This is a genomic window from Agrobacterium bohemicum (assembly GCF_001562555.1).
GTDB classification, from domain to species: Bacteria; Pseudomonadota; Alphaproteobacteria; order Rhizobiales; family Rhizobiaceae; genus Agrobacterium; species Agrobacterium bohemicum.
In genome coordinates this window covers 190,082-209,682 of sequence record NZ_KQ961032.1, presented here as the reverse complement: position 1 = coordinate 209,682, position 19,601 = coordinate 190,082, and the positions used below count along the sequence as shown (strand labels likewise).

General features: G+C 57.4%; 19 protein-coding genes. 9 read left to right on the top strand and 10 right to left on the bottom strand.

Going from position 1 to position 19,601, the window contains the following annotated elements; genetic code table 11:
• The first annotated feature begins 152 nt into the window (after positions 1–152).
• From ATO67_RS17005 to ATO67_RS17000, 3 genes are all read left to right on the top strand, one after another.
• Complete coding sequence (locus ATO67_RS17005; RefSeq protein WP_067651948.1) at positions 153–1,868, top strand: GH32 C-terminal domain-containing protein; 1,716 nt, start codon at positions 153–155, stop codon at positions 1,866–1,868.
• A gap of 66 nt (positions 1,869–1,934) precedes the next feature.
• On the top strand, positions 1,935–2,105 hold the full coding sequence (locus ATO67_RS23305) for a hypothetical protein (protein WP_170063808.1): 171 nt from the start codon (positions 1,935–1,937) through the stop codon (positions 2,103–2,105).
• A 47-nt stretch (positions 2,106–2,152) separates the two neighbouring features.
• Positions 2,153–2,401 carry a hypothetical protein gene (locus ATO67_RS17000; protein WP_067651945.1) on the top strand — a complete coding sequence of 83 codons (249 nt, stop codon included), beginning with the start codon at positions 2,153–2,155 and terminating at the stop codon, positions 2,399–2,401.
• Between the two features lie 35 nt (positions 2,402–2,436).
• On the opposite strand, the gene ATO67_RS16995 is transcribed toward ATO67_RS17000, so the two are convergent.
• From ATO67_RS16995 to ATO67_RS16975, 5 genes are all read right to left on the bottom strand, one after another.
• Positions 2,437–2,634 carry a heavy-metal-associated domain-containing protein gene (locus tag ATO67_RS16995; protein WP_067651942.1) on the bottom strand — a complete coding sequence of 66 codons (198 nt, stop codon included), beginning with the start codon at positions 2,632–2,634 and terminating at the stop codon, positions 2,437–2,439.
• Between the two features lie 37 nt (positions 2,635–2,671).
• Positions 2,672–3,082: a Cu(I)-responsive transcriptional regulator gene (cueR, locus tag ATO67_RS16990; RefSeq protein ID WP_067651939.1), complete on the bottom strand. Its 411-nt coding sequence runs from the start codon at positions 3,080–3,082 to the stop codon at positions 2,672–2,674.
• The gene (locus ATO67_RS16985; protein WP_067651936.1) at positions 3,082–5,583 is read right to left on the bottom strand and encodes a heavy metal translocating P-type ATPase; all 2,502 of its coding nucleotides are present in this window, start codon (positions 5,581–5,583) and stop codon (positions 3,082–3,084) included. Before ATO67_RS16985 ends, cueR begins: the two co-directional genes overlap by 1 nt.
• A gap of 131 nt (positions 5,584–5,714) precedes the next feature.
• Positions 5,715–6,533 (bottom strand): class D beta-lactamase, encoded by an 819-nt coding sequence (gene blaOXA / locus ATO67_RS16980; protein WP_067651933.1) that lies wholly within the window; start codon positions 6,531–6,533, stop codon positions 5,715–5,717.
• Between the two features lie 117 nt (positions 6,534–6,650).
• Positions 6,651–7,127, bottom strand: a complete 477-nt coding sequence (locus ATO67_RS16975) for a YcgN family cysteine cluster protein (protein WP_067651930.1) — start codon at positions 7,125–7,127, stop codon at positions 6,651–6,653.
• Positions 7,128–7,312: 185 nt separating this feature from the next.
• Between ATO67_RS16975 and ATO67_RS16970 the strand changes: the two genes are divergently transcribed.
• Positions 7,313–9,493 (top strand): transglycosylase domain-containing protein, encoded by a 2,181-nt coding sequence (locus ATO67_RS16970; RefSeq protein WP_067651926.1) that lies wholly within the window; start codon positions 7,313–7,315, stop codon positions 9,491–9,493.
• Between the two features lie 109 nt (positions 9,494–9,602).
• On the opposite strand, the gene ATO67_RS16965 is transcribed toward ATO67_RS16970, so the two are convergent.
• Complete coding sequence (locus ATO67_RS16965) at positions 9,603–11,237, bottom strand: DUF6892 domain-containing protein (RefSeq protein WP_067651923.1); 1,635 nt, start codon at positions 11,235–11,237, stop codon at positions 9,603–9,605.
• A gap of 189 nt (positions 11,238–11,426) precedes the next feature.
• On the opposite strand from ATO67_RS16965, the gene ATO67_RS16960 reads away from it, so the two are divergent.
• From ATO67_RS16960 to ATO67_RS16945, 4 genes are all read left to right on the top strand, one after another.
• A complete protein-coding gene (locus ATO67_RS16960) occupies positions 11,427–11,858 on the top strand; it encodes a DUF2231 domain-containing protein (protein ID WP_067651920.1) in 432 nt (143 codons plus the stop codon).
• Positions 11,858–13,291 carry a PQQ-dependent sugar dehydrogenase gene (locus ATO67_RS16955; protein ID WP_082760307.1) on the top strand — a complete coding sequence of 478 codons (1,434 nt, stop codon included), beginning with the start codon at positions 11,858–11,860 and terminating at the stop codon, positions 13,289–13,291. The genes ATO67_RS16960 and ATO67_RS16955 overlap by 1 nt, the downstream gene beginning before the upstream one ends.
• A 209-nt stretch (positions 13,292–13,500) precedes the next feature.
• Complete coding sequence (locus ATO67_RS16950) at positions 13,501–14,088, top strand: DUF1214 domain-containing protein (RefSeq protein ID WP_067651917.1); 588 nt, start codon at positions 13,501–13,503, stop codon at positions 14,086–14,088.
• The gene (locus tag ATO67_RS16945; RefSeq protein ID WP_067651914.1) at positions 14,081–14,629 is read left to right on the top strand and encodes a DUF1254 domain-containing protein; all 549 of its coding nucleotides are present in this window, start codon (positions 14,081–14,083) and stop codon (positions 14,627–14,629) included. Before ATO67_RS16950 ends, ATO67_RS16945 begins: the two co-directional genes overlap by 8 nt.
• 21 nt (positions 14,630–14,650) lie before the next feature.
• Here the strand turns inward: ATO67_RS16945 and ATO67_RS16940 are convergent, their stop codons facing one another.
• Positions 14,651–14,857: a hypothetical protein gene (locus ATO67_RS16940; protein ID WP_067651911.1), complete on the bottom strand. Its 207-nt coding sequence runs from the start codon at positions 14,855–14,857 to the stop codon at positions 14,651–14,653.
• A gap of 774 nt (positions 14,858–15,631) precedes the next feature.
• Here ATO67_RS16940 and ATO67_RS16935 point away from each other — a divergent pair.
• On the top strand, positions 15,632–16,543 hold the full coding sequence (locus tag ATO67_RS16935) for a DUF2336 domain-containing protein (protein ID WP_082760312.1): 912 nt from the start codon (positions 15,632–15,634) through the stop codon (positions 16,541–16,543).
• A gap of 36 nt (positions 16,544–16,579) precedes the next feature.
• Here the strand turns inward: ATO67_RS16935 and ATO67_RS16930 are convergent, their stop codons facing one another.
• The 3 genes from ATO67_RS16930 to ATO67_RS16920 form a co-directional block, all read right to left on the bottom strand.
• Positions 16,580–16,924 carry a DUF1491 family protein gene (locus tag ATO67_RS16930; RefSeq protein WP_067651908.1) on the bottom strand — a complete coding sequence of 115 codons (345 nt, stop codon included), beginning with the start codon at positions 16,922–16,924 and terminating at the stop codon, positions 16,580–16,582.
• Positions 16,925–17,097: 173 nt separating this feature from the next.
• Positions 17,098–18,042, bottom strand: a complete 945-nt coding sequence (locus ATO67_RS16925) for a peptidoglycan-binding domain-containing protein (RefSeq protein ID WP_067651905.1) — start codon at positions 18,040–18,042, stop codon at positions 17,098–17,100.
• Positions 18,014–19,537: a sensor histidine kinase gene (locus ATO67_RS16920; protein ID WP_067652033.1), complete on the bottom strand. Its 1,524-nt coding sequence runs from the start codon at positions 19,535–19,537 to the stop codon at positions 18,014–18,016. The genes ATO67_RS16925 and ATO67_RS16920 overlap by 29 nt, the downstream gene beginning before the upstream one ends.
• Positions 19,538–19,601 lie beyond the last annotated feature (64 nt).

Here is a 19,601-nt window from a genome sequence, read left to right as displayed (position 1 = left end):
ACATAAGCCTGTCCTCAAGCCTGTGCTTGAGCCTTTCTGCTTATGCCGACTGTCCGGTCGAAATGGGGTGCAGTTCACTCTGTCGGCGTTGAACTTTAACCTGCCACTTTCGTTGTTATCCTGTCACCGTACAGAGATGAAAGGATAGTGGAATGAACGATACCGCATCGCCCGTAGAGATCGAAAGCGCCATTCGCACCATACAAACCGATCTTCCGGTCAATGCCACGTTCCACGTCTGGCTCAAGGCAAAAAAAGACGACGAGCCGGGTTCGGTGTCCTTTTCGAACCACAACGGCAAATTCGGCGAAGTCTCCAGCACCAATCTGGATGAGTATAATTTTCGTATCTATCAGGTTTTCGGCGGCGGTCGCGTCGAGTTGAGCTATGATACGGTCACGACTGCCGTTTCGGTCATGTACTGGTTCATCGCCTCGGACGTCTTGGAAACCGGCATCACCGTGGTCCATACCAAGCCTGACAATGCCGCTCCCGACCTGCCGGAGAGCTACCATTTCCGCCCGCCCTTTGGCTGGATGAACGACCCCAACGGCTTTGGCCGTTTCGAGGGACGCCCGCATCTGTTTTATCAGCATTATTCCCACGGGTTGCGCTGGAACACCATGCATTGGGGCCATGCGGTCTCTTCGGATTATCTGCGCTGGCGGCATCTGCCGATTTTCCTCTTCCCGTCCGAAGACCTGACGACACGGCCGGACAAGCGCGGTGGTGCCTATTCCGGCTCCACCATTCCACTGGTGGAAGGTACGGGGATTCGTGTGTTCTTTACCGAGCAGGTGCAGGACCGGGTCCCGGAACAGCAGATTCAACTGACCGCAACTTCGTCGGATCTCATCATGGCAGGTCAAGCTGAGGTGATCCTCGGCAACCGCCCCGATGGACAGGGACTGACGACGGACTTCCGCGATCCTTATGTGGTGCGCGGCCCGGATGGCCTATGGAAGATGCTGTTGGGAAGCCAGAGCGATGGCGGCGGCGTCATTTTGCTCTACGAAACACAGGACCCGACGGCTGCATCCGGCTGGACATATGTTGGCAAGCTTTGGGTAGAAACGCGTTATAAGACCACGGCCATCGAATGCCCCTGCCTGCTGCCCCTTGATGGCCCCGCCAATGCGCGCTCCACGCGCTGGGTGCTGACCTATGGCCTCATGCATTCGGAAGATGCCGCGACGGGCCGCAAGAACCTGACGATGGCAGATGTCGGCTGGTTCGATGGCAAGACATTCGTCAAGGAATTCGGCCAGGAACTGGATTTCGGCACGGACAATTACGCCTTCCAGGCGTTTCTGGATGGAGACACCATCGTCGGCATCGGCTGGCTGGCCAACTGGGCGGATGCAACGCCGGAAATCGATTTCCCCACGGCAATGACGCTGCCCCGCCGCATGCATTTTTCCCACGGCGCGCTTTTGACGCCACCCATCGGGGCGGCGGAAAGCCTTCGTCACCGCATTCTGGACAGAACCCGCCTGGCGGCGGGAGAGCGGGTGGAGTTCTCCACCGGGGCTGTTGAACTGCTGTTCGAACTGACCAAACCTGGCCTTCCCTTCGAACTGGAACTGGACCACCCCAGCGCCAAACTCGGCGTCGTCTGCGATGACACCGGCCTGTGGATTCGTCACGAAGATGGCCGAGGCAGCCCGTCACCACGCTATATTTCAGAAGGCGCCCGCCCCTTCCGACTGCGAATTTTCCTCGATTACGGCTCCATCGAGGTCTTCGCAGACCATGGCCGTTACGTCGGAACCAAGCGCATAGAGAGCTTCGAGCCGGTGCGCGCCGCTCACCTGAAAAGCATTGATGGAGCGGTGGCACATGCCACCATCTGGGCGCTAAAACAGTAATCGCGCAGGAACATTCCTCCCGCTGGCCAGTTCTCTGGATAACAGAAATATCCAGAGGAGAGCTCCGTGCCCAAAACTCAGGAAACCGATCCCGTTCTATTTCCGTCTGAGGCAAACGAAAACAAAGTTCAAAAAAAGCGCGCCGGACGCGGCATCATCCTCGTGATCGCAGGTGTCGGCATCATGGCCTTCGTCATCTATCTGGCGATGGTCGTGGTGATGACGACCCAGTCATAAAGCCGACAAACGCCGACACGCTTCCACAAACCCGATAGGAAACCACCATGGACCCGCGCAAGCCCCTGACAGAAAACGAAGATGCACTCGATCAGGAACTCGTAGACCTGGACGTCAGCGACCTACCCGAAGAAGGCGAACTCCCGCAGCAGGTCGAGCAGGAACTGCGAGACGAAGAAGCCGAAACCGATGACGACCCCTATCAGGAAAGCGACGACGCCTTGCCCGATGACCTCGAAGAAAAAGTCATCGACCGCAACCCGTCCCGCGAAGGCGGAACGTTCGACGAGGTATGATCGTCAAAAAGGGTGATCCCAGATCACCTTTTTCTTTACCCCACCCGTTCCGGGCTATACCCCACCTCGCGCATCGCTTCCTCCGCGGTCGAAGCGTCGCCGGAAACACTTACATGGTGGGTGCTTAGATCGACGCTTACATCCGCGCCGGGAAGCACATCCGCCAGCGCGCCGCGAATGGTTTTCTCGCAGTGTGCGCAGGTCATGTCGGGTACTGCGAAGGTTGTGGTCATTTCGATTTCCTTCTTATTTTCAACAGGCTGAGGCGTTTCATTTTCCCGCAACCGACGCGTCGATACCTGCCAGATCGTCCAGAATGGGGCAGTCGGGCCGGTGGTCGCCGCCGCAGCAATGGGCGAGATGGGACAGCGTTTTCACCATGCTTTTCATGTCTGCGATCTTGCGTTCCAGATCGGCGATGTGAGCCAGCGCGATGTCCTTGACGGCTGCGCTTTCGCGGGTTTTGTCCTGCCAGAGTTTCAGCAGGGTTTCTGTCTCTTCCAGCGAAAAACCCAGCGTGCGGGACCGCTTGATGAAGCGCAGATTGTGCACGTCATCATCGCCATAGGTACGGTAGTTGTTGCCCGTCCGGGCCGGTGGCGTGATGAGGCCGATCTGCTCGTAATAACGGATCATCTTGGCCGATACGCCCGATGCCTGCGAGGCTTCCCCGATATTCATCAAGCCACCCTTATCGTTTTGAGTCTCAGCGCGTTGCCGAGAACGAAGACCGAGGACACTGCCATGGCCCCTGCCCCGATCATCGGAGACAGCATGATGCCGAAAGCGGGGTAGAGCGCGCCAGCCGCGACGGGAATGAGCGCCGCGTTGTACCCGAAAGCCCAGAACAGGTTCTGGCGTATGTTGCGCATTGTGGCGCGGCTCATTTCTATCGCATGGACCACGCCCATGAGATCACCACCCACCAGCACCACATCGGCACTTTCGATGGCAACATCGGTGCCAGTCCCTACAGCGATGCCGACATCGGCTTCCGCCAACGCTGGCGCATCGTTGATGCCATCCCCCACGAAGACCAGCCTTTTGCCGCCTTCACGCAGATCACGGATCGCCTGCACCTTGCCTTCCGGCAATACCTCTGCCACCACCGTTTCAATGCCCACCTGTAGCGCGATGGCCCTTGCTGTGCGGGCATTGTCGCCCGTTACCATTGCCACACCGATGCCCATGGCTTTCAGCGCTCTGATAGCTTCGATGCTCGACGGTTTCAGCGGGTCTGAAACGGCAATCACCGCCGCCAATTTGCCATCGATGGCGGCGTAAAGCGGCGTCTTGCCCTCATCGCCCAGCCGCTCGGCGGCTTGTGCGAACGGTGCGACGGAAAGACCGAGCTTTTCCATGAAGCGGTCTGCGCCGACGTCTATCCTGCGATCATCGACGGTGGCAGAGATGCCGTAGCCGGTGACGCTTTCGAAGTTGGTGATGGAATATTCAAGCCCTGTAGAGGGCGTCATGTGTTTAGCAGCGGCCGCCCGCACAATGGCCTCAGCAATCGGATGCTCCGACCTACTCTCAACCACTGCCACCAGCCTCAAAACTTCGCTTTCATCAAAACCCTCAGCCACGACCAGATCGGTCAGTTCCGGCCTACCCTTGGTGACCGTTCCAGTCTTGTCCATCACCACGATCTCCGCGGAACGCAGCGCCTGCAAAGCCTCACCCTTACGGAAGAGAACACCGAGCTCCGCAGCCCTGCCCGTGCCGACCATGATCGATGTCGGCGTGGCCAGTCCCATGGCGCAGGGGCAGGCTATGATAAGCACGGCGACTGCACTGATCAGCGCGTAGGTATAAGCGGGCTCAGGCCCGAATACCGACCAGACTGCAAAGGTCAGCAGGGCAATGGCGATAACGACAGGCACGAACAGGGCCGTAACCCGGTCCACCAGCAATTGAATGGGCAGCTTTGCGCCTTGGGCCTGCTCCACCAGAGCGATGATCTGCGCCAGCATGGTATCGGTCCCGACCTTGGTGGCGCGGAATTTCAGCGTGCCATTCTTGTTGATGGTGCCGCCCGTGACATGGCTGCCCGTCGTCTTTTCCACCGGCACCGGCTCGCCTGATATCATCGATTCATCGATATAGGATGCGCCCTCCACCATCTCGCCGTCTACGGGCAAGCGTTCCCCAGGGCGAATGATGACGATATCGCCCGTGGCAACCTCGTCAGCTGCGATATCCAGCACCTGCCCGCTCCGCTCCACCCGGGCCGTCTTGGCCTGAAGGCTTGCCAGCTTGCGAATGGCATCGCCTGTTTTGCCACTGGCGCGAGCCTCCAGCAACCGCCCGGTCAGGATGAGCGTGACGATGACGGCGGCGGCCTCATAATAGACATGCCGGGCATTGTCAAGCAGCAGACCGGGCGCAAAGGTCGTGACCAGCGAATAGAGATAGGCCGCACTTACCCCAAGCGCCACCAGCGAATTCATCTCCGGCGCACCCTGCGCCAATGCCGGAAAACCCGATTTCAGAAAGCGCCATCCCGGCCCAAAAATCACCACCGTCGCCAGTGCGAAATAGACGTAATAAAGCGTCTGCGTCTCGATGACGCTCATCAGCCAATGGTGCATCGGCTCGTAAACATGGCCGCCCATTTCCAATATGAAAAGCGGCGCGGTAAAGATGGCGGCGAGCATTACATCGCGTTTCAGCGTCGTTTCGGCACCGGCATGGTGCATGTGTTCATGGCTGTGTGCCGCGTGATCGTGGGCAGAGGATGTAGGGGCGTTCAACGTAAAACCGGCAAGCCTTGCCGTTTCCACCAGCACTTCACGCTGACGACCGCCACCGATGTTTTCGATGATCACGGCACCGCTTTCTGCGTTCACCTCAGCGCCAACAGTCGTCGCAACAGCCTCCAGCACGCCCTTCAGCCGTGCGGCATCATCTGCACCTCTAAGGCCATGCGCTGCCAGTTCGATGATCTGCGGCGTGACCTCATAACCGATCTTCTTCACCGCTGCGGCAAGCGTTTTCGCGGAAAAGCCTTCAGTTCGGTCAACCGTCAGCTTCTTCGTCGCAAAATTTACCGAACTCGTCACCACCCCCGGCACCTTGGCCGCGGCGGTCTCAACGCGACGCACGCAGGACGCGCAGGTCATGCCTTCCACGGACACCGAAATCGGCTCGGCTACGGGTATTGTCTTGACTGTCTCGTTCATGGGATTTCCCCTTTCGAGACTTTATGTAATGCTTCCCATGATGGGAAGGTCAAGGGAGACATATTATTTATCTGAGACTTGGGTCAGGTGAATGTTTTACTCGCCAGCTTTTGCCGTCACGCCACTCGCCTTTACCGATGCACCGAAAACTTCGGGATGTCCCTCAAAAACTCCTCGCGCACCACCTGCCCCATGGGCTTGTCCGATGGTTTGTCCGCCACGCGGAAGCGCACGAAAACGATGTGTTGACCTTCACGTTCTGCCCAGCCCACGAACCAGCCATAGGGGCGGTTGGGGTCTGCTTTGCCGTCATCGCCTTTGAGCGTACCGGTGCCTGTGATGCCGTGGGCGCTCCAGGCCTCGGCGCCGTCATAGACGGGAATGATGGCCTTGGTCTTGTTTTGCGCATCGCGGGAGAAGGGTAGATTGTTGGCCAGCAATCGGCGCATGAAGCCGATCTGCTCCACCGGGGAAATGGCAAGCGACGTGTCAACCCAGGCGTCCGTCAGACCATTATCCTTGCCAGCCTCGCCCGCCACATCCGCGTTACCAAAACCCAGACGCTTAACATAGGCGGCAAATTTTTCCTGGCCGAGACGGCTGGTGATTTCACGCGAATACCAACGGATGGATTCTTTCTGCCACGTTGTCGGGTCAACCTTCTTGCGCTCCTGCGGCTGTGCCTCCATGCCTTTTTGCCACTCCCAGACGGGATTGAACTCATCGAGCAGAATACCGGAATCATAACCAATCAGCGCCAGTGGCACCTTGAAGGTGGCGGACGGAGATACGCGCTTGTCGCAGGTGCCCTGCTGGGTGATGACGGCACCGGTTTCCACCGATGTCACGAAGGTGCATTCATAAGGCTGTGTTGCGGCATGAGCCCAAACGGGCGACAGGCCGAAAGCGGCTAGGCACAGAGCTTTAAGAACGGCGCAGCGGGGCAGCATGCATTTTCCTTGAATGTATCACCGCGATGACAGCGGGCAGCGGACGTCTGAGATGGATTATCCGTTTTAATAACGGGCAGATGGGGCAGGAATAGGACGACACCCACTCCGACGACCTCACCTCTGCTGCGCCTTCGGTTGCTCCCCCACCGTCAGCGGCCAGTCCACCACATAATTTTCAAAGTCATCCACATCGACCTGCTTTTCATTCACTGTCCGTCCGCGTGCGGAGATGCCTGCGATATGCACCGTCTCAGGGTCGCCCGAGATGAGATGATGCCACCAGTAGAGGTCTTCGCCATCACGCACCAGCGCATAGGCGCAGGTCGGTGGCAGCCAGCCGATTTCATTGACCAGCTTGAGGTTGAGCTGAATACAGTCAGGCACCGTATCGAACCGGTTGGGGTAATCCGAACACTGGCAGCTGTCGCCATCCAGCAACTGGCAGGCAACGGAGGTGAAGACCACGTCGCCGGTGTCCCAGTCTTCCAGCTTGTTGAGACAACACAGGCCGCAGCCATCGCACAGGCTTTCCCATTCGGTGTTACTCATTTGCGCCAGCGATTTCGTTTTCCAGAATGGCGCGTCACTCATCGTTAACATTTCCGTTCCATTTTGCATCATCGGGCGGCAACATGGCCCGGCCCGTTTTGTCGTGTCGCAATCTTCCAGATTATAAGATAATCCTTAAATCTGGCGGAGTAGTGTTGAGGGAATGACCCGCGCAAGGTTGCCGCGTCAAGCAGACGCTCGAAATATCGAACAGGAATTCGTTTTACGTGCAGGAAGATAAGAACAAGAAACAGGCGCGCCGTAAACGCCATATTCTGCTGCGCATCGATTCATGGATCGATTCCGGCCTTTGGACCTCTGCATCCCGCTTTTTCGACTTCTGGGAAGACGTCACCGTCGCGTCCCGCAAGCTGCACGTGCGCGGCTGGAAGAAATTTCTCATCAACATCGCCGATGACGCCCTGACGGTGGGGACCGCCGGTACGGTGCTGATGCTGGCGCTGGCACTTCCCGCCTTCGAGGAAACCAAGAAGGACTGGCGTTATCGCGGTGATTTCGCCGTCACGTTTCTGGATCGCTATGGCAACACCATCGGCCATCGTGGCATTATCCACGAAGATTCCGTGCCGATCGACCAGATGCCGGATCATTTCATCAAGGCCGTTCTGGCGACCGAAGACCGTCGTTTCTTCGACCATTTCGGCATCGATTTCATCGGCCTTGCCCGCGCCATGAGCGAAAACGCCCGCGCAGGCGGCGTCGTGCAGGGCGGCTCGACGCTGACGCAGCAATTGGCAAAGAACCTGTTTCTGACCAATGAACGTTCGCTGGAACGCAAGATCAAGGAAGCCTTTCTGGCGCTGTGGCTGGAAGCCAACATGTCCAAGAAGGAAATCCTCAGCCTTTACCTCGACCGCGCCTATATGGGCGGTGGCACCTTTGGTGCAGCGGCAGCGGCGCAGTTTTATTTCGGCAAGAACCTGACGGATGTGACGCTGGCGGAATCCGCCATTCTCGCCGGCCTGTTCAAGGCGCCCGCAAAATATGCACCGCACGTCAACCTTCCTGCCGCGCGCGCGCGCGCCAACACCGTGCTCTCAAACCTCGTGCAAGGCGGGTTGATGACGGAGGGTCAAGTCGTCGGCGCACGCCGCAACCCGGCCACCGTCATCGACCGCGAAGACGTGAAAGCGCCGGACTATTTCCTCGACTGGGCCTTTGACGAGGTGCAGAAGCTGGCCAAGGACGGCAAGATCAAGGACCACACGGTGGTCGTTCGCACTACCATCGACAGCGGCCTTCAACAGGCGGCTGAACAGGCCATGGAAGGCAGTCTTCGCGAGTTCGGCGAAGGCTACAAGGTGAAGCAGGGCGCGATGGTGATGATCGAAAATGGTGGCGGCATCCGCGCCATGGTCGGTGGTCGCGACTATGGTGAAAGCCAGTTCAACCGCGCAACCGCTGCCCTTCGCCAGCCCGGCTCTTCGTTCAAGGTCTACACCTACTCCGCCGCCATGGAGAAGGGTTACAAGCCGGAAACGCTGATTTCAGATGCGCCCGTAACATGGCGCGGCTGGTCGCCGCAAAACTATGGCCGCTCCTATGCGGGCAAGGTGACATTGCAGACCGCACTTGCCAAATCCTACAACACCGTGCCGGTGCGCCTTGCCAAGGATGTGCTGGGCACGCAGGTGATTGCCGATACGGCGAAGGCCATGGGCGTTGCCACACCGCTGCGCACCGACAAGACCATTCCGCTCGGCACCTCCGAAGTCACCGTGCTGGATCAGGCCACGGGCTACGCCGTGTTCCCGGCCGACGGCATGCAATCGCGCCGCCACGGTATCGCGCAGGTGCTGGATTACGAAGGCAAGGTTCTCTACGATTTCGACCGTGACGAACCGCCCGCCCAGCGCGTGCTGTCCGAAGAAGCCAATTCCAAGATGAACCGCATGCTGGTGACCATCCCCGTCGAGGGAACGGCGCGGCGCGGCGCACTGGATAACGGCATCGTCTCCGGTGGCAAGACCGGCACGTCGCAATCCTACCGCGACGCCTGGTATGTCGGCTTTACCGGCAACTACACAACTGCCGTCTGGTTCGGAAACGACGACTTCACCTCTATGAACAACATGACCGGCGGCGCGCTGCCCGCCATGACGTTCAAGCGGCTGATGGACTACGCCCACCAGGGCATGGAACTGCGCCCCATCCCCGGCATCCAGAACCCGCTGCCATCAGGCTCCCGCCCTCGTCCCGCCACAGGCGCCGAAGTAGCCTCCACAGACGCCAACGCCCTACCAGCCCTCACCCGCCCCCGGTCTCTATCCGCAGAGGCAACGCGGGTTATCCGTTCGATTGGCAAGAAGTTGAGGGACGCCTCCGCGCCTTCTTTGACGGTGCAGAAAGTGGCCGAGGTTGGTGGAGATGGCGGCGTAAAGCGGTAGTTTTACTGCCTTTCGCCAGCCTGCGCTCCCAGCCTACACTACTTCTCGACACTAACGTGTCAGCCGCGCATCGCGCCACGCAAATTCCACATTCTGTACCTCTGCCCTTTCAAGCGCTTTCTTCATCGAGAAGTTGGACGCCTCTGTCTTTCAATGCTTTCAGAAGCTTGGGGCCTGACTTGCTGTTTTCCAAACCGCTTAAGCGTTTCAAGTTTGGTAAAAGGGCGAGGTCATCAATTGCCTTGTTGGTAATTTTTATGACTTCATCGCCAGCACCAGGGTCCCAGAAGGGGAACAAGTTATCGAGAAAACGCGAACCACCATCGATGCCGCTTGATTGATGTAAGGTTTCGACTTGGTACAGAAGGTCGTCGGGAATCGCGAGGTTCTGGAAATATGTCTTTGCCTCCGGAATGATTTCATATCCATCCGACTCTATGTCGATTTCACGCTTTTCGTACTCTTTTGCAAACTCGTGAATGTCGAACACAGGCGTCAGTATTTTCCGCCGATACATCAACTCCTCTATGACGAGAAGCTTGAGGCCAAAGTCCCTGAACCTGTTGTCCGCGGCCTTTGGCATTGGAAATGTCTTTGGCTTATTTTTGTAGTCCAAGGCGTCGCGTAGCAACGCCACTATTTTTTCGCTGCTGCCCAAAGGCAGTTGCTGGCTTGAAACTTTAAGCGCCTTGCGTGTCACGGCTGAAACTGCGACCCGGCGTACGGCTTGTTTCCATCGCTGCTCATTCCAGCTTTCAAAATCGCTTTCTATCAGCGCTAACTCTTTACGGTATTTTTCCAGAAACTCGATATCGTGCTTTTTCACATCTTCCGCAGATGCCCAGCGTTCACTTTTGTATTTTTTCGATGCTATGCGCTGTTCAGCATTAGCAACCTGATCTCGCGCGCGCGCGATTTCGGTGGCTTGCGTGGTTGTTTGCACGGCAAGAGGCGTGAGGATAAGCTTCTCCACAAACGCAGCCACTGTTTCCGGCGGCCAGGACTTTGAGTCCCGAAGCGTCAGGACCAGAATATCTGCAGATTTTACGTAGAGAAAATCTGTTTTCCAAGCATGGTGACCCAGCATGTTCGAGGCAATGTGGGGTATTGGGCCCTCTCCCAAATTGCGTCGCTCCAATGCATAAAAACGTAGGAGATCACTCACGAGGACTGCTCCCTCAGAATTATTCATAAGCATCTCACCGAGAACCAAACTTTTCTGGGCTGGAAATGCTCGGAATAGCCTCAACACCATTGGATGAAGCTCTGCCTCGATCTCTGGCGTCTGCACATTGTGAGGCCGATGCCAGCAGTATAATTCCAACATCGCTGTCGGGATGTCACCTAAATTGCCGGTATCCATGTGGCTATGGACTGTGCTTACCAGTCGATCAGCCGATGTCAGCGCTACCTCTAGCAGCGCTTTGTGCTCCTGATGCCGTTCGATAAGCACCCGGAAAGCCCCTTCACGCGCTCTGCCTGGCATAGATGTTGATGGAGACGAAAACAGCATTATGAATTTGTAGGCGTGCGTCTCTTCAATATTTTCGTCGGCTTCATGTGTCAGCGCAATTCGCAGGCAGTGAAAATAAACATCATATAACGCTTTGATAAGCGAAGGATCATCATCCATAAGCGTATGAAATTTGGCTCGGATGTCAGACAACGCTTCATAATCATCAGCACTTGCCAACTTTATCTCTTGGAAAACGAGTCTGACTTTTTCAGGCATTTCCAGAATCATCGACGCCTCCTGATCACTTTTCTTCAACCACGGCGTGTTTTATAATTACGGCGATTTTGGTTCGCTATCGCTCAAAAGAGTAGACGGCCACACGGTCTGCAACCAATACTCGGTCCATCCGTTTGGTTATTGTATTAAATTTCCAAAAACCACACTTCCACCTTTCCATACCCCCGGCTGGAGCCATCCATGAGTGACGAGCCTCGCAGAGATGCCTCTGCCTATCCCTTTCAATCCCTCTTCGTCCCGTTTCCTTTCGTGTGCTTTTCACTGGCGCTGGGGACGGATATTGCGTTTTGGCAGACGGCGGAGGTGATGTGGCAGAATTTTTCGGCTTGGTTGCTGTTTGCCGGGCTGGTGTTTGGCGGTTTGGCGGTGCTGGCGGGGTTGATCGATCTGTTGCGGGTCCGCACGCGGCCGATGCGGCCTTCGTTTTTCGCGATCATTCTGTTTCTGGTGATGCTGGTTCTGGCGTTTACCAACAGTCTTGTCCACGCAGGTGATGGATGGACGGCGGTTGTGCCTTATGGGCTGCTGCTATCGCTCGTTACCTTTGTTGTTTCGCTGATGACGGTTGCTGCTTCTACCCGCAAATATGCAAGACTGGCTTGGAGAGTATGATGGTCGCGACACGCTTTTTCCGTACTGCCGTTCTTCTGGGCAGCGTTGCCATTATCCTGCCCGCATGCAGCGATCAGAACGATAATTTCGACCTTTCGCAGCAGATCGGCGCAGACCCCGTATTGCCGGAACCATCAACCAGCTTTCTGCCCGATCTGAAGGTGGCGGAGGTGGTTGGCTGGAAGGATGGCGAGATGCCGACCGTGCCGGAAGGATTGAAAATTACCGCCTATCAGAAGGATCTGGTCAATCCGAGAACCGTGCATACGCTGCCGAACGGTGACGTGCTGGTGGTGCAGTCGCGCGGCCCGAAGGGACAGGCGCCGACACGGCCCAAGGATATCATTCGCGGCTGGATCATGGCCATCTCCCACGGTGAAACCGGCGAGGTCAAGGAAAGCAACATCATCACGCTTCTGCGCGATACCAACCGCGATGGAACGGTCGATGAACGACATGATCTGCTGACAAAACTGGATTCGCCCTTCGGCCTCGCCTTTGCCGACAACACGCTCTATGTGGCAACATCGAACCAAATCCTCGCATACCCCTACCAACTCGGACAGAACGAGATTACGGCGCCGCCACGGGTTTTGACCCAGCTTCCCGGCGGGCCGATCAACCACCACTGGACCAAGGATCTGGCGCTGAGCCCGGATGGCAAGTTCCTGTATGCATCGGTTGGCTCCAATTCCAATATCGTCGAAAACGGGTTGGAAGCGGAAAAGAACCGCGCCGCGATTTTGCAGGTGGACCGGCAGACAGGGGCATTCAAGCTGTTCGCATCCGGCCTTAGAAACCCCAACGGTCTGGCCTTCAATCCTGAGAGCAAGGAGCTTTGGGCCGTCATCAACGAGCGTGATGAGCTTGGGCCGAACCTCGTTCCCGACTATATGACATCCGTCAAGGAAGATGGCTTTTATGGCTGGCCTTGGAGTTATTATGGCAACCATGTCGATGCCCGTGTGCACCCGCCGCGCCCTGATATGGTGGCCAAGGCGACCAAGCCGGATTATGCGCTGTCCAGCCATGTCGCAGCGCTCGGCCTGACATTTACGTTGAACTCCGCCATGCCAACCGCCTATGCCAACGGCGCTTTCATCGGCGAACACGGAAGCTGGAACCGCAATGCCTTCAATGGATACCGCGTGACCTACGTGCCGTTCGAAAACGGCAAACCATCCGGCAAGACGCAGGATGTGGTGACCGGGTTCATTCAGGGCGACAAAGCGAGAGGCCGTCCCGTGGGAGTCGGCATCGATGGTACCGGGGCTTTGCTGGTGGCTGATGATGCCGGGAATACGGTCTGGCGTGTGGCCGCAGCGGATGGCAAGATGACACCAGCACCTGTTGCGACTGACGATGTGTCTGGCGTAGCGGCGGCAGTACCGGCCGCGCCATCCGCACCGGCCACAACGCAACCTGTTCAATGACGGGTGGTAGTGGGGGCTCGCCCCCAAGCCGCCTTGGGGTCATCAAGCCGACACCGTCCAAGCGTGTTTGCGATGTGTGAACGCTAATTCAGCACATCGTCAGCAAAGGTCGTGGAGATTTATGCAAAGCCCGCCTCGGCGTCGTTCTGCCCATTTCCCCGAAACGGAATCAATGCTAACGCTCACCTGTTCCAAAACGGGAAAACAGCGTGTTCCGAGTTCCATTCCTTGTTGCCATTTCGCTCATCATCGCCTTTGGCGGCGGAATATTATCCACGCTTGCGGCTCTGGAGGCGACCGATGGTTTTGGTTCGATCAAGATCGGTGCGTGGGATGCTTTTCCCGAAGCGCAGACGACCGAGGCGGACCCTTATGCAAAATCGCACCGGGCAGATGCCGGTAAGCTGCTGTACGGAACAGCCGAAGGCCTGAGTTTTACCGCCGCGAACGACAGCAGCGGGCAGCGTCTGACGGGTGAGTGCCGATACAGGCTGACCGGCTCGGTACCCCCTTCCCGCTTCTGGACGCTCTATGCTGCTGACCAGCAGGGAAATCTGCTGGATGATGGGTCTGGTCGCCCCATGGCGCTGAATTCCCGCACGCTTCTGCACGGCCCCGATGGCGGCATGGACATCAGCGTTGCAGCGGTAGCGCAGACCTATAATTGGCTTGCCGTGCCAGCAGGGGCCAATTTCAAACTGGTGCTGACACTGTTGGATACGCCGGTTGCCGGCAGCACGGGCCTGATCGACATCAAGATGCCGGACATCCAGAAGACAGGGTGCGGAAATGCTTAAGCTCGTCTTTGCAGTCTTCGTCGGTTTGGTCGGTGCCGCTGTTCTGCATCTGATCATTCTGCTGTCGACGCCGCATTTTTCCAACCGCGACGCCTATACGCGTTCCCTGGCGCAAGGCGCGCCGAACCTCTTTCATCTGCTGAACGAGAACCGTGAAAAGACTAGCCTGAGCAGCGGTGATCCCTTCATGCGGGTTGCCGTCTGCACGTTTGATGTGGCTGAGAAACCGACGCGGCTGGCGGCTTTCGGCGTGGTGCCGTTCTGGTCGGTGTCGGTTTTCGACAGCGCGTCCAACGAAATCTTCAGCATGAATGATCGCACGTCTGCGGGCGGCGAAATGGATATTCTGGTTGCCAATCAGGTGCAGCTCGCCGCACTTCGCAAGGCGCAACCGGAAGGTCTTTCCAAGTCCATTCTGGTGGAGGCAGGGCAGAGCAAGGGTTATGCCGTGTTGCGAACCATGGTGCCGCAGCCAAGCTTCTCGGAGGAAGCGACACGGTTTCTCAGCGAAGCAAAATGCGAGCAGACGCAGTGGCCTTAGGCGGCATCGTTTTCGATCGGATCAGGAACCGACGGCAGCGTCCGCGGTAGCAATGACCTTGCGCTTGCGTGGCTTCTTCTGCGCTTCAATCTGTATGTCGACCGCGGCCCGCTCGTAGCGAACGCCGGTAAAAAACAGAAGCTGCGCAGGGCCGCCTGTCGGTCTTGGCGTGTCTGCTGGTTTGCCGAGGCGGCGGGACGCCGCATAAAACGAAATCACTTCCGTCATAGTCTTCTCCTCTCAGGGGGCATGACGCTTAGTTGTTGAATCAATCGCGCGAATGCGTTGAAAGCGCGCGGGAATGCCATTCACCACAACATTGTGCAGTTCCAGTCCACAGACTGGCATGGGAGGCAAGAAGCCGTTGCAAGCATATTACTTGCTGCAGTATTCGCTACATTTCAATTCTGAAAACTAGTACCGAATCTGCAGACTGCCTATCGCATTACAAACATGTATTGGTTAATCATTCGTTAATACTAATATTCTTCCATCGACACATATGCCATTAAAATTGTCTCTACGAAATCAGTGTTTCGTAAAGCCCAGGCTCACACTTGTGTGAACTGTTTAATGACCGTTTCGGCAAAGCCGTTGTATTTAATAACCAATTCCAGACATCCAGAAAATCGAGGGTTAAACTTTCGACCCTTAGATGTTTGACGGTTGTCGTTTTCGTAATGTCTAAGGGCAATCAGCCGCCATGATAGCGGTCAGGGGCTCGTCTTTCCATGTCATCGGCAAGGCGGGCGAGTCCCCGCTAGCGCTTCAGGCGCGTGAACCACTGTCAGGTTCACCTTCGCCCCCAAATCCAAGTCTTAAAATTTGCTGTGCATAGAGGCAAAAAACCGCTTTGCGTCCGCGCTGGTTAACAGGGCGTCAACACGTTTGTTATAACTTGAACGGATCGTTTTGTTTTGCGTCACATTGGGTATTGCGTTGACCGACCGGTTTCGAGAGCTAGAAAGGCCAAGCGCCGACAGAAAGAAGGACGTGGTGCTCATGGCCACCGTATCGAGTTTTGAGGGGCTATCTCATCCGTCCAAATCTGAGCTTCGCCAGTTTGCAGAACTGTTCATGCCGCTGTTTTCGGCATGTACGGCAGAAGCGAAACGGGAAGCCGTGGCAGCCCTGTCGCAAAATCCCAACATCCCCTCGGCGGTCGCCTTTTTCATCGCAAGCCAGCCAATCGGCCTCGCTGCACCGTTCCTCGTCTCCTCCAAATGCCTGGATGACGATACGTTGATTGCTGTTGCACGCACCCAGGGCGGTGCGCATGCGCGGGCTATCGTTCGTCGTGAAGACCTTTCACCAACCGTCATCGATGCCTTGGTGGGTCTGCGGCATTCACACCAGACGCCCAAACACTCGACTGACGAGCGGCAGGCCAATGCCGCCAACGTGTCACGCACCATGGAGCGGACGATTGCAGAACGCGAGGAAGACCTGCGTCGCCAGCTCCGCACCATGGCACGTCAGCTCCAACGTCCTGTCAGCGACAATCTGGGTGCGCGCCGCCTTACGGATGTGCAGGAAGCCCTACTGGTGCGCTTTGCGCGTGAACGCAATGCGCGGCAGTTCTCCATGGCGCTTTCGGATTCCCTTTCGGCAAGCCACTGGCTGTCGGAACGGGTGATGCTGGATATTTCCGGCCAGCAACTGGCCACCACCATGATCGGCCTCGGCATGGACTTCGCCGATGCCGCTTTCGTGCTGGAATGTTTCTATCCGCACCTCAAGGTGCGCGATGGCGACATGACACGCGCCGAAACCATGCTCGACACGCTGAACCCCGGCCAGTGCGAGGACCGCATCGAAAGCTGGCGCCGTGCCGACCGCTATACGGTTGATCCGGCTCGTGAGGGTTCGGTTGTCCGGGAAGACGAACGGGAGCAGATGGTGGTGAGGCGATAGGCGGAGCGTCTGAACGGGCCTATCCGGCGCGTGCTCTTAATCAGAGACGACAGTAAACAGCCCTTCCACCGTCTCGGTCTCCAGCTCCACCACCCATAGATCGCTATCGAACCGGCTCTCTTTATCCAGAAGCGCCTCCGCCTCCCCCGCATCTGCCTGTCTTAGACGCAGCTCGAAACGGCGTTCCGCCCTCACCTCTTCGTCATCGGAAAAGCTTTGCGGTGCCGGGCCATAAAGGTTTTCCAGGCCGTTGCGCAAGCGTTGACGGATGAAAATTGCGCCAGCGGCGTCCGCGCCCTTGCGCTCGATGGCAGCGAAATCGCCTGCGGAGAACACGCGACGAACGAGGGCTGAAACGAAAATCTCGGATTTAAGACGCATATTAGAGCCTTTCCAGGCCAGATTAAAACGTGATGGCGGGCATATTTCCGTCAGGCTCAACGGCGATTGTCTCGATCGTACCTTGGAGTACGCTCTTCGCCAATCACCGTTGCCCTGACGAAAACCTGCTCCACCCTAACGCTTCAATCTAACCTGGAAAGGCTCTGTGGATATCACAAAGCGCCGATGGATTTCAGCTTTTTCAGCACCGCTTCATTGGGTTCGCCGGTTTCCGGCAGGCGGTAGTGCTTCTCGAAGTTGCGGATGGCGGTGCGCGTCTGTTCGCCCGGCACACCATCCACCTTCACCGAGGCATAGGCGATGTTGACGAGACCCTGCTGAATTTTTGCTACAAGGTCCTTTTCGGCAGGCTTGGCCGATGGTCCTGATGTCAGCGACACCGGCTGCGCCTTGGGCGGATTGGTCTCTGCATTGCGAATGGCAGCCGCCACGGGATCGATCGCCACGCCACCGGAATTGGCCGCAGCAGGACGGTCTTTCGGCAGAGCCTTGGGAATTGCGGCAACCGTGGTAGCGCTGTCTATTTTCAGCGCAGAGAGAATGCGGCTCGTGGGCTCGCCGGTCTGTTCCATGCCAACCGTTTCTTCAAAGAACAGCACGGCAGCCGTGGTGCGGGGTCCGGGCATGCCATCTGCCACGCCTTCGTAAAGGCCACGGCGGGCAAGCTCCCGCTGGATCTCGGCAACCAGTTCCGAAGGTTGGTGCACGGCTGGATCAGAGGGAGCAACACTCGCGGCAGGCTGCATAGCAGGCTGGGCCGGAGCCGGGGCGTTCACTGGCGTATCGGTCTGGCGCTCTATGCGGAAGGTGGTGACGTTGCCGTGTTCTCCCAGCCCCGAGGCCAGGCGATATCCGGGAATGCCGTTGGGATTTTCCTCATCCCGGGTGCGCAGGAATGGCGACGGGTGATGGCCTGGCTGATACCACAACGCATTGGCGGCAACGAAGCCGAACACGACCATGAAGGCGGTGCAGCCGCCGACGAGTTTTGGATGACGCAGAAGCTGGTTTCCCATGGCGAGAGCGGCCACGGAAAAGAACCCCGGCTCCTTGCGAACCGATGTTTTCCTAGGCGATTTTCGCTTTGGCGCGGCCATCCGCAACATCCCCCTTCGTCGTTTCGACCACAGGTGTCTGTGGCTTGAGACGCGGTGGAAACTCCACCGGCTCTCTCGTATCTTCCCGATCCATGCCTGTCTGGCCGGAGCCATCTGCCGGCATCAGGATCGTAACCATCGTGCCTTCGCCGGGGCGGCTGGTAATAGTGACAGTGCCACCGTGCAACTCTACCAGTCCCTTGACCAGAGCAAGGCCGAGGCCCGTGCCCTCGTAGCGGCGGGTATATTCGTTCTGGACCTGCATGAAAGGCTGGCCAAGAAGCGCGATCTTGTCTGCGGCGATACCAATGCCGGTATCGCTGACGGTCAGCTTCAGCATGCCGCCTTCCAGCGCTGCATCCATGGAGACCACACCACCCGATTCGGTAAACTTGATGGCATTGCCGGCAAGATTGATGAGAATCTGCTGAATGGCGCGTTGATCTGCGACGACTTCGCCCATGTCACGCTGGATGCGGCTGGTCAGGGTCAGACCCTTCTGCTTGGCCTGAAGGCCCAGCATGCCTTCGCAGGTGTTGATGGCATCGGAAATGCGGAACGGCTCCATCATCAACTCGTAATGGCCCGCTTCCAGCTTGCTCATATCCAGCATGGTGTTGACCACCGACAGAAGATGCGCGCCGGACTGGCGTATCAACGAGACATATTCGCGCTGGCGGTCGTTTTCTAGCTTGCCGAAATACTCACCCGCCAGAATATCCGAAAAACCGAGAACGGCATTCAGCGGCGTGCGCAATTCATGGCTGACGGCAGCAAGGAAGCGCGACTTGGCATCATTTGCCGACTCGGCTTCCGCTACCTTGCGGGCAACTTCCTTGCGCAGGATTTCCTTTTCGGTGATATCGCGCAGTTGCCCGACGACGGCAACCAACCTGCCGAAGCGATCGCGCTCGGCGGTGATGTCCATACGGCCATGAATGAACTGGGTCTGGCGGGCCGCAGTGCCGTTTTCAAAGCGCAGATCGGCAATGGCATTGTCCTCGCCCTGCCGCAGCGCATCAAAGGCCTGCATAAGCCCAATACGATCCGAGACATGCACCAGTTCCGCAAAGAAATGGCCAGTGCAATTCTGAAAACGCGCCGGGAATTGCTTGAGATCGCGACCGGACACACTTTTGACGACGCCGTGCTCATCAAACACCACCAGCAGGCCGGGTACCTGCGTTGCCAGCACCATATTCTGTGTGATCGCGGGAGCGGCGACCTCCGACTTTACCGGTTTGCGCAGGGCCAGGAGCGATACGGCGGCGGCAAGAAACACGGCAAAAACGGTCGCAACGCCCAGAGGCAGCGCGACGGAGACAGGAACGATGAGGCAAAAAACTGCTGGGACGACAAAAAATGCAGCGAGGCCGAATGCCACGAGACGACGCAAGGCCTGAACCGTTGCGGTTCGCGCGCTTTCGTCTTCTTCCATGCGCGACAGCCACATGCTCGTGGCATGATCGATCAACGCAACCGCTTTTTCCGTTATATTACGCAATACTTGAACACCGAATCCATATGGGCCGGACAGCCCTTAACCATGCCTGACAATA

What these genes read in the sequence shown, in the direction of transcription:
- ATO67_RS17005 (WP_067651948.1), top strand. Translation starts at nt 153, where the DNA reads ATGAACGATACCGCATCGCCCGTAGAGATCGAAAGCGCCATTCGCACC.
- ATO67_RS17000 (WP_067651945.1), top strand. Translation starts at nt 2,153, where the DNA reads ATGGACCCGCGCAAGCCCCTGACAGAAAACGAAGATGCACTCGATCAG.
- ATO67_RS16995 (WP_067651942.1), bottom strand. Translation starts at nt 2,634, where the DNA reads ATGACCACAACCTTCGCAGTACCCGACATGACCTGCGCACACTGCGAG.
- cueR (WP_067651939.1), bottom strand. Translation starts at nt 3,082, where the DNA reads ATGAATATCGGGGAAGCCTCGCAGGCATCGGGCGTATCGGCCAAGATG.
- ATO67_RS16985 (WP_067651936.1), bottom strand. Translation starts at nt 5,583, where the DNA reads ATGAACGAGACAGTCAAGACAATACCCGTAGCCGAGCCGATTTCGGTG.
- blaOXA (WP_067651933.1), bottom strand. Translation starts at nt 6,533, where the DNA reads ATGCTGCCCCGCTGCGCCGTTCTTAAAGCTCTGTGCCTAGCCGCTTTC.
- ATO67_RS16975 (WP_067651930.1), bottom strand. Translation starts at nt 7,127, where the DNA reads ATGAGTGACGCGCCATTCTGGAAAACGAAATCGCTGGCGCAAATGAGT.
- ATO67_RS16965 (WP_067651923.1), bottom strand. Translation starts at nt 11,237, where the DNA reads ATGATTCTGGAAATGCCTGAAAAAGTCAGACTCGTTTTCCAAGAGATA.
- ATO67_RS16960 (WP_067651920.1), top strand. Translation starts at nt 11,427, where the DNA reads ATGAGTGACGAGCCTCGCAGAGATGCCTCTGCCTATCCCTTTCAATCC.
- ATO67_RS16955 (WP_082760307.1), top strand. Translation starts at nt 11,858, where the DNA reads ATGGTCGCGACACGCTTTTTCCGTACTGCCGTTCTTCTGGGCAGCGTT.
- ATO67_RS16945 (WP_067651914.1), top strand. Translation starts at nt 14,081, where the DNA reads ATGCTTAAGCTCGTCTTTGCAGTCTTCGTCGGTTTGGTCGGTGCCGCT.
- ATO67_RS16940 (WP_067651911.1), bottom strand. Translation starts at nt 14,857, where the DNA reads ATGACGGAAGTGATTTCGTTTTATGCGGCGTCCCGCCGCCTCGGCAAA.
- ATO67_RS16935 (WP_082760312.1), top strand. Translation starts at nt 15,632, where the DNA reads ATGGCCACCGTATCGAGTTTTGAGGGGCTATCTCATCCGTCCAAATCT.
- ATO67_RS16930 (WP_067651908.1), bottom strand. Translation starts at nt 16,924, where the DNA reads ATGCGTCTTAAATCCGAGATTTTCGTTTCAGCCCTCGTTCGTCGCGTG.
- ATO67_RS16925 (WP_067651905.1), bottom strand. Translation starts at nt 18,042, where the DNA reads ATGGCCGCGCCAAAGCGAAAATCGCCTAGGAAAACATCGGTTCGCAAG.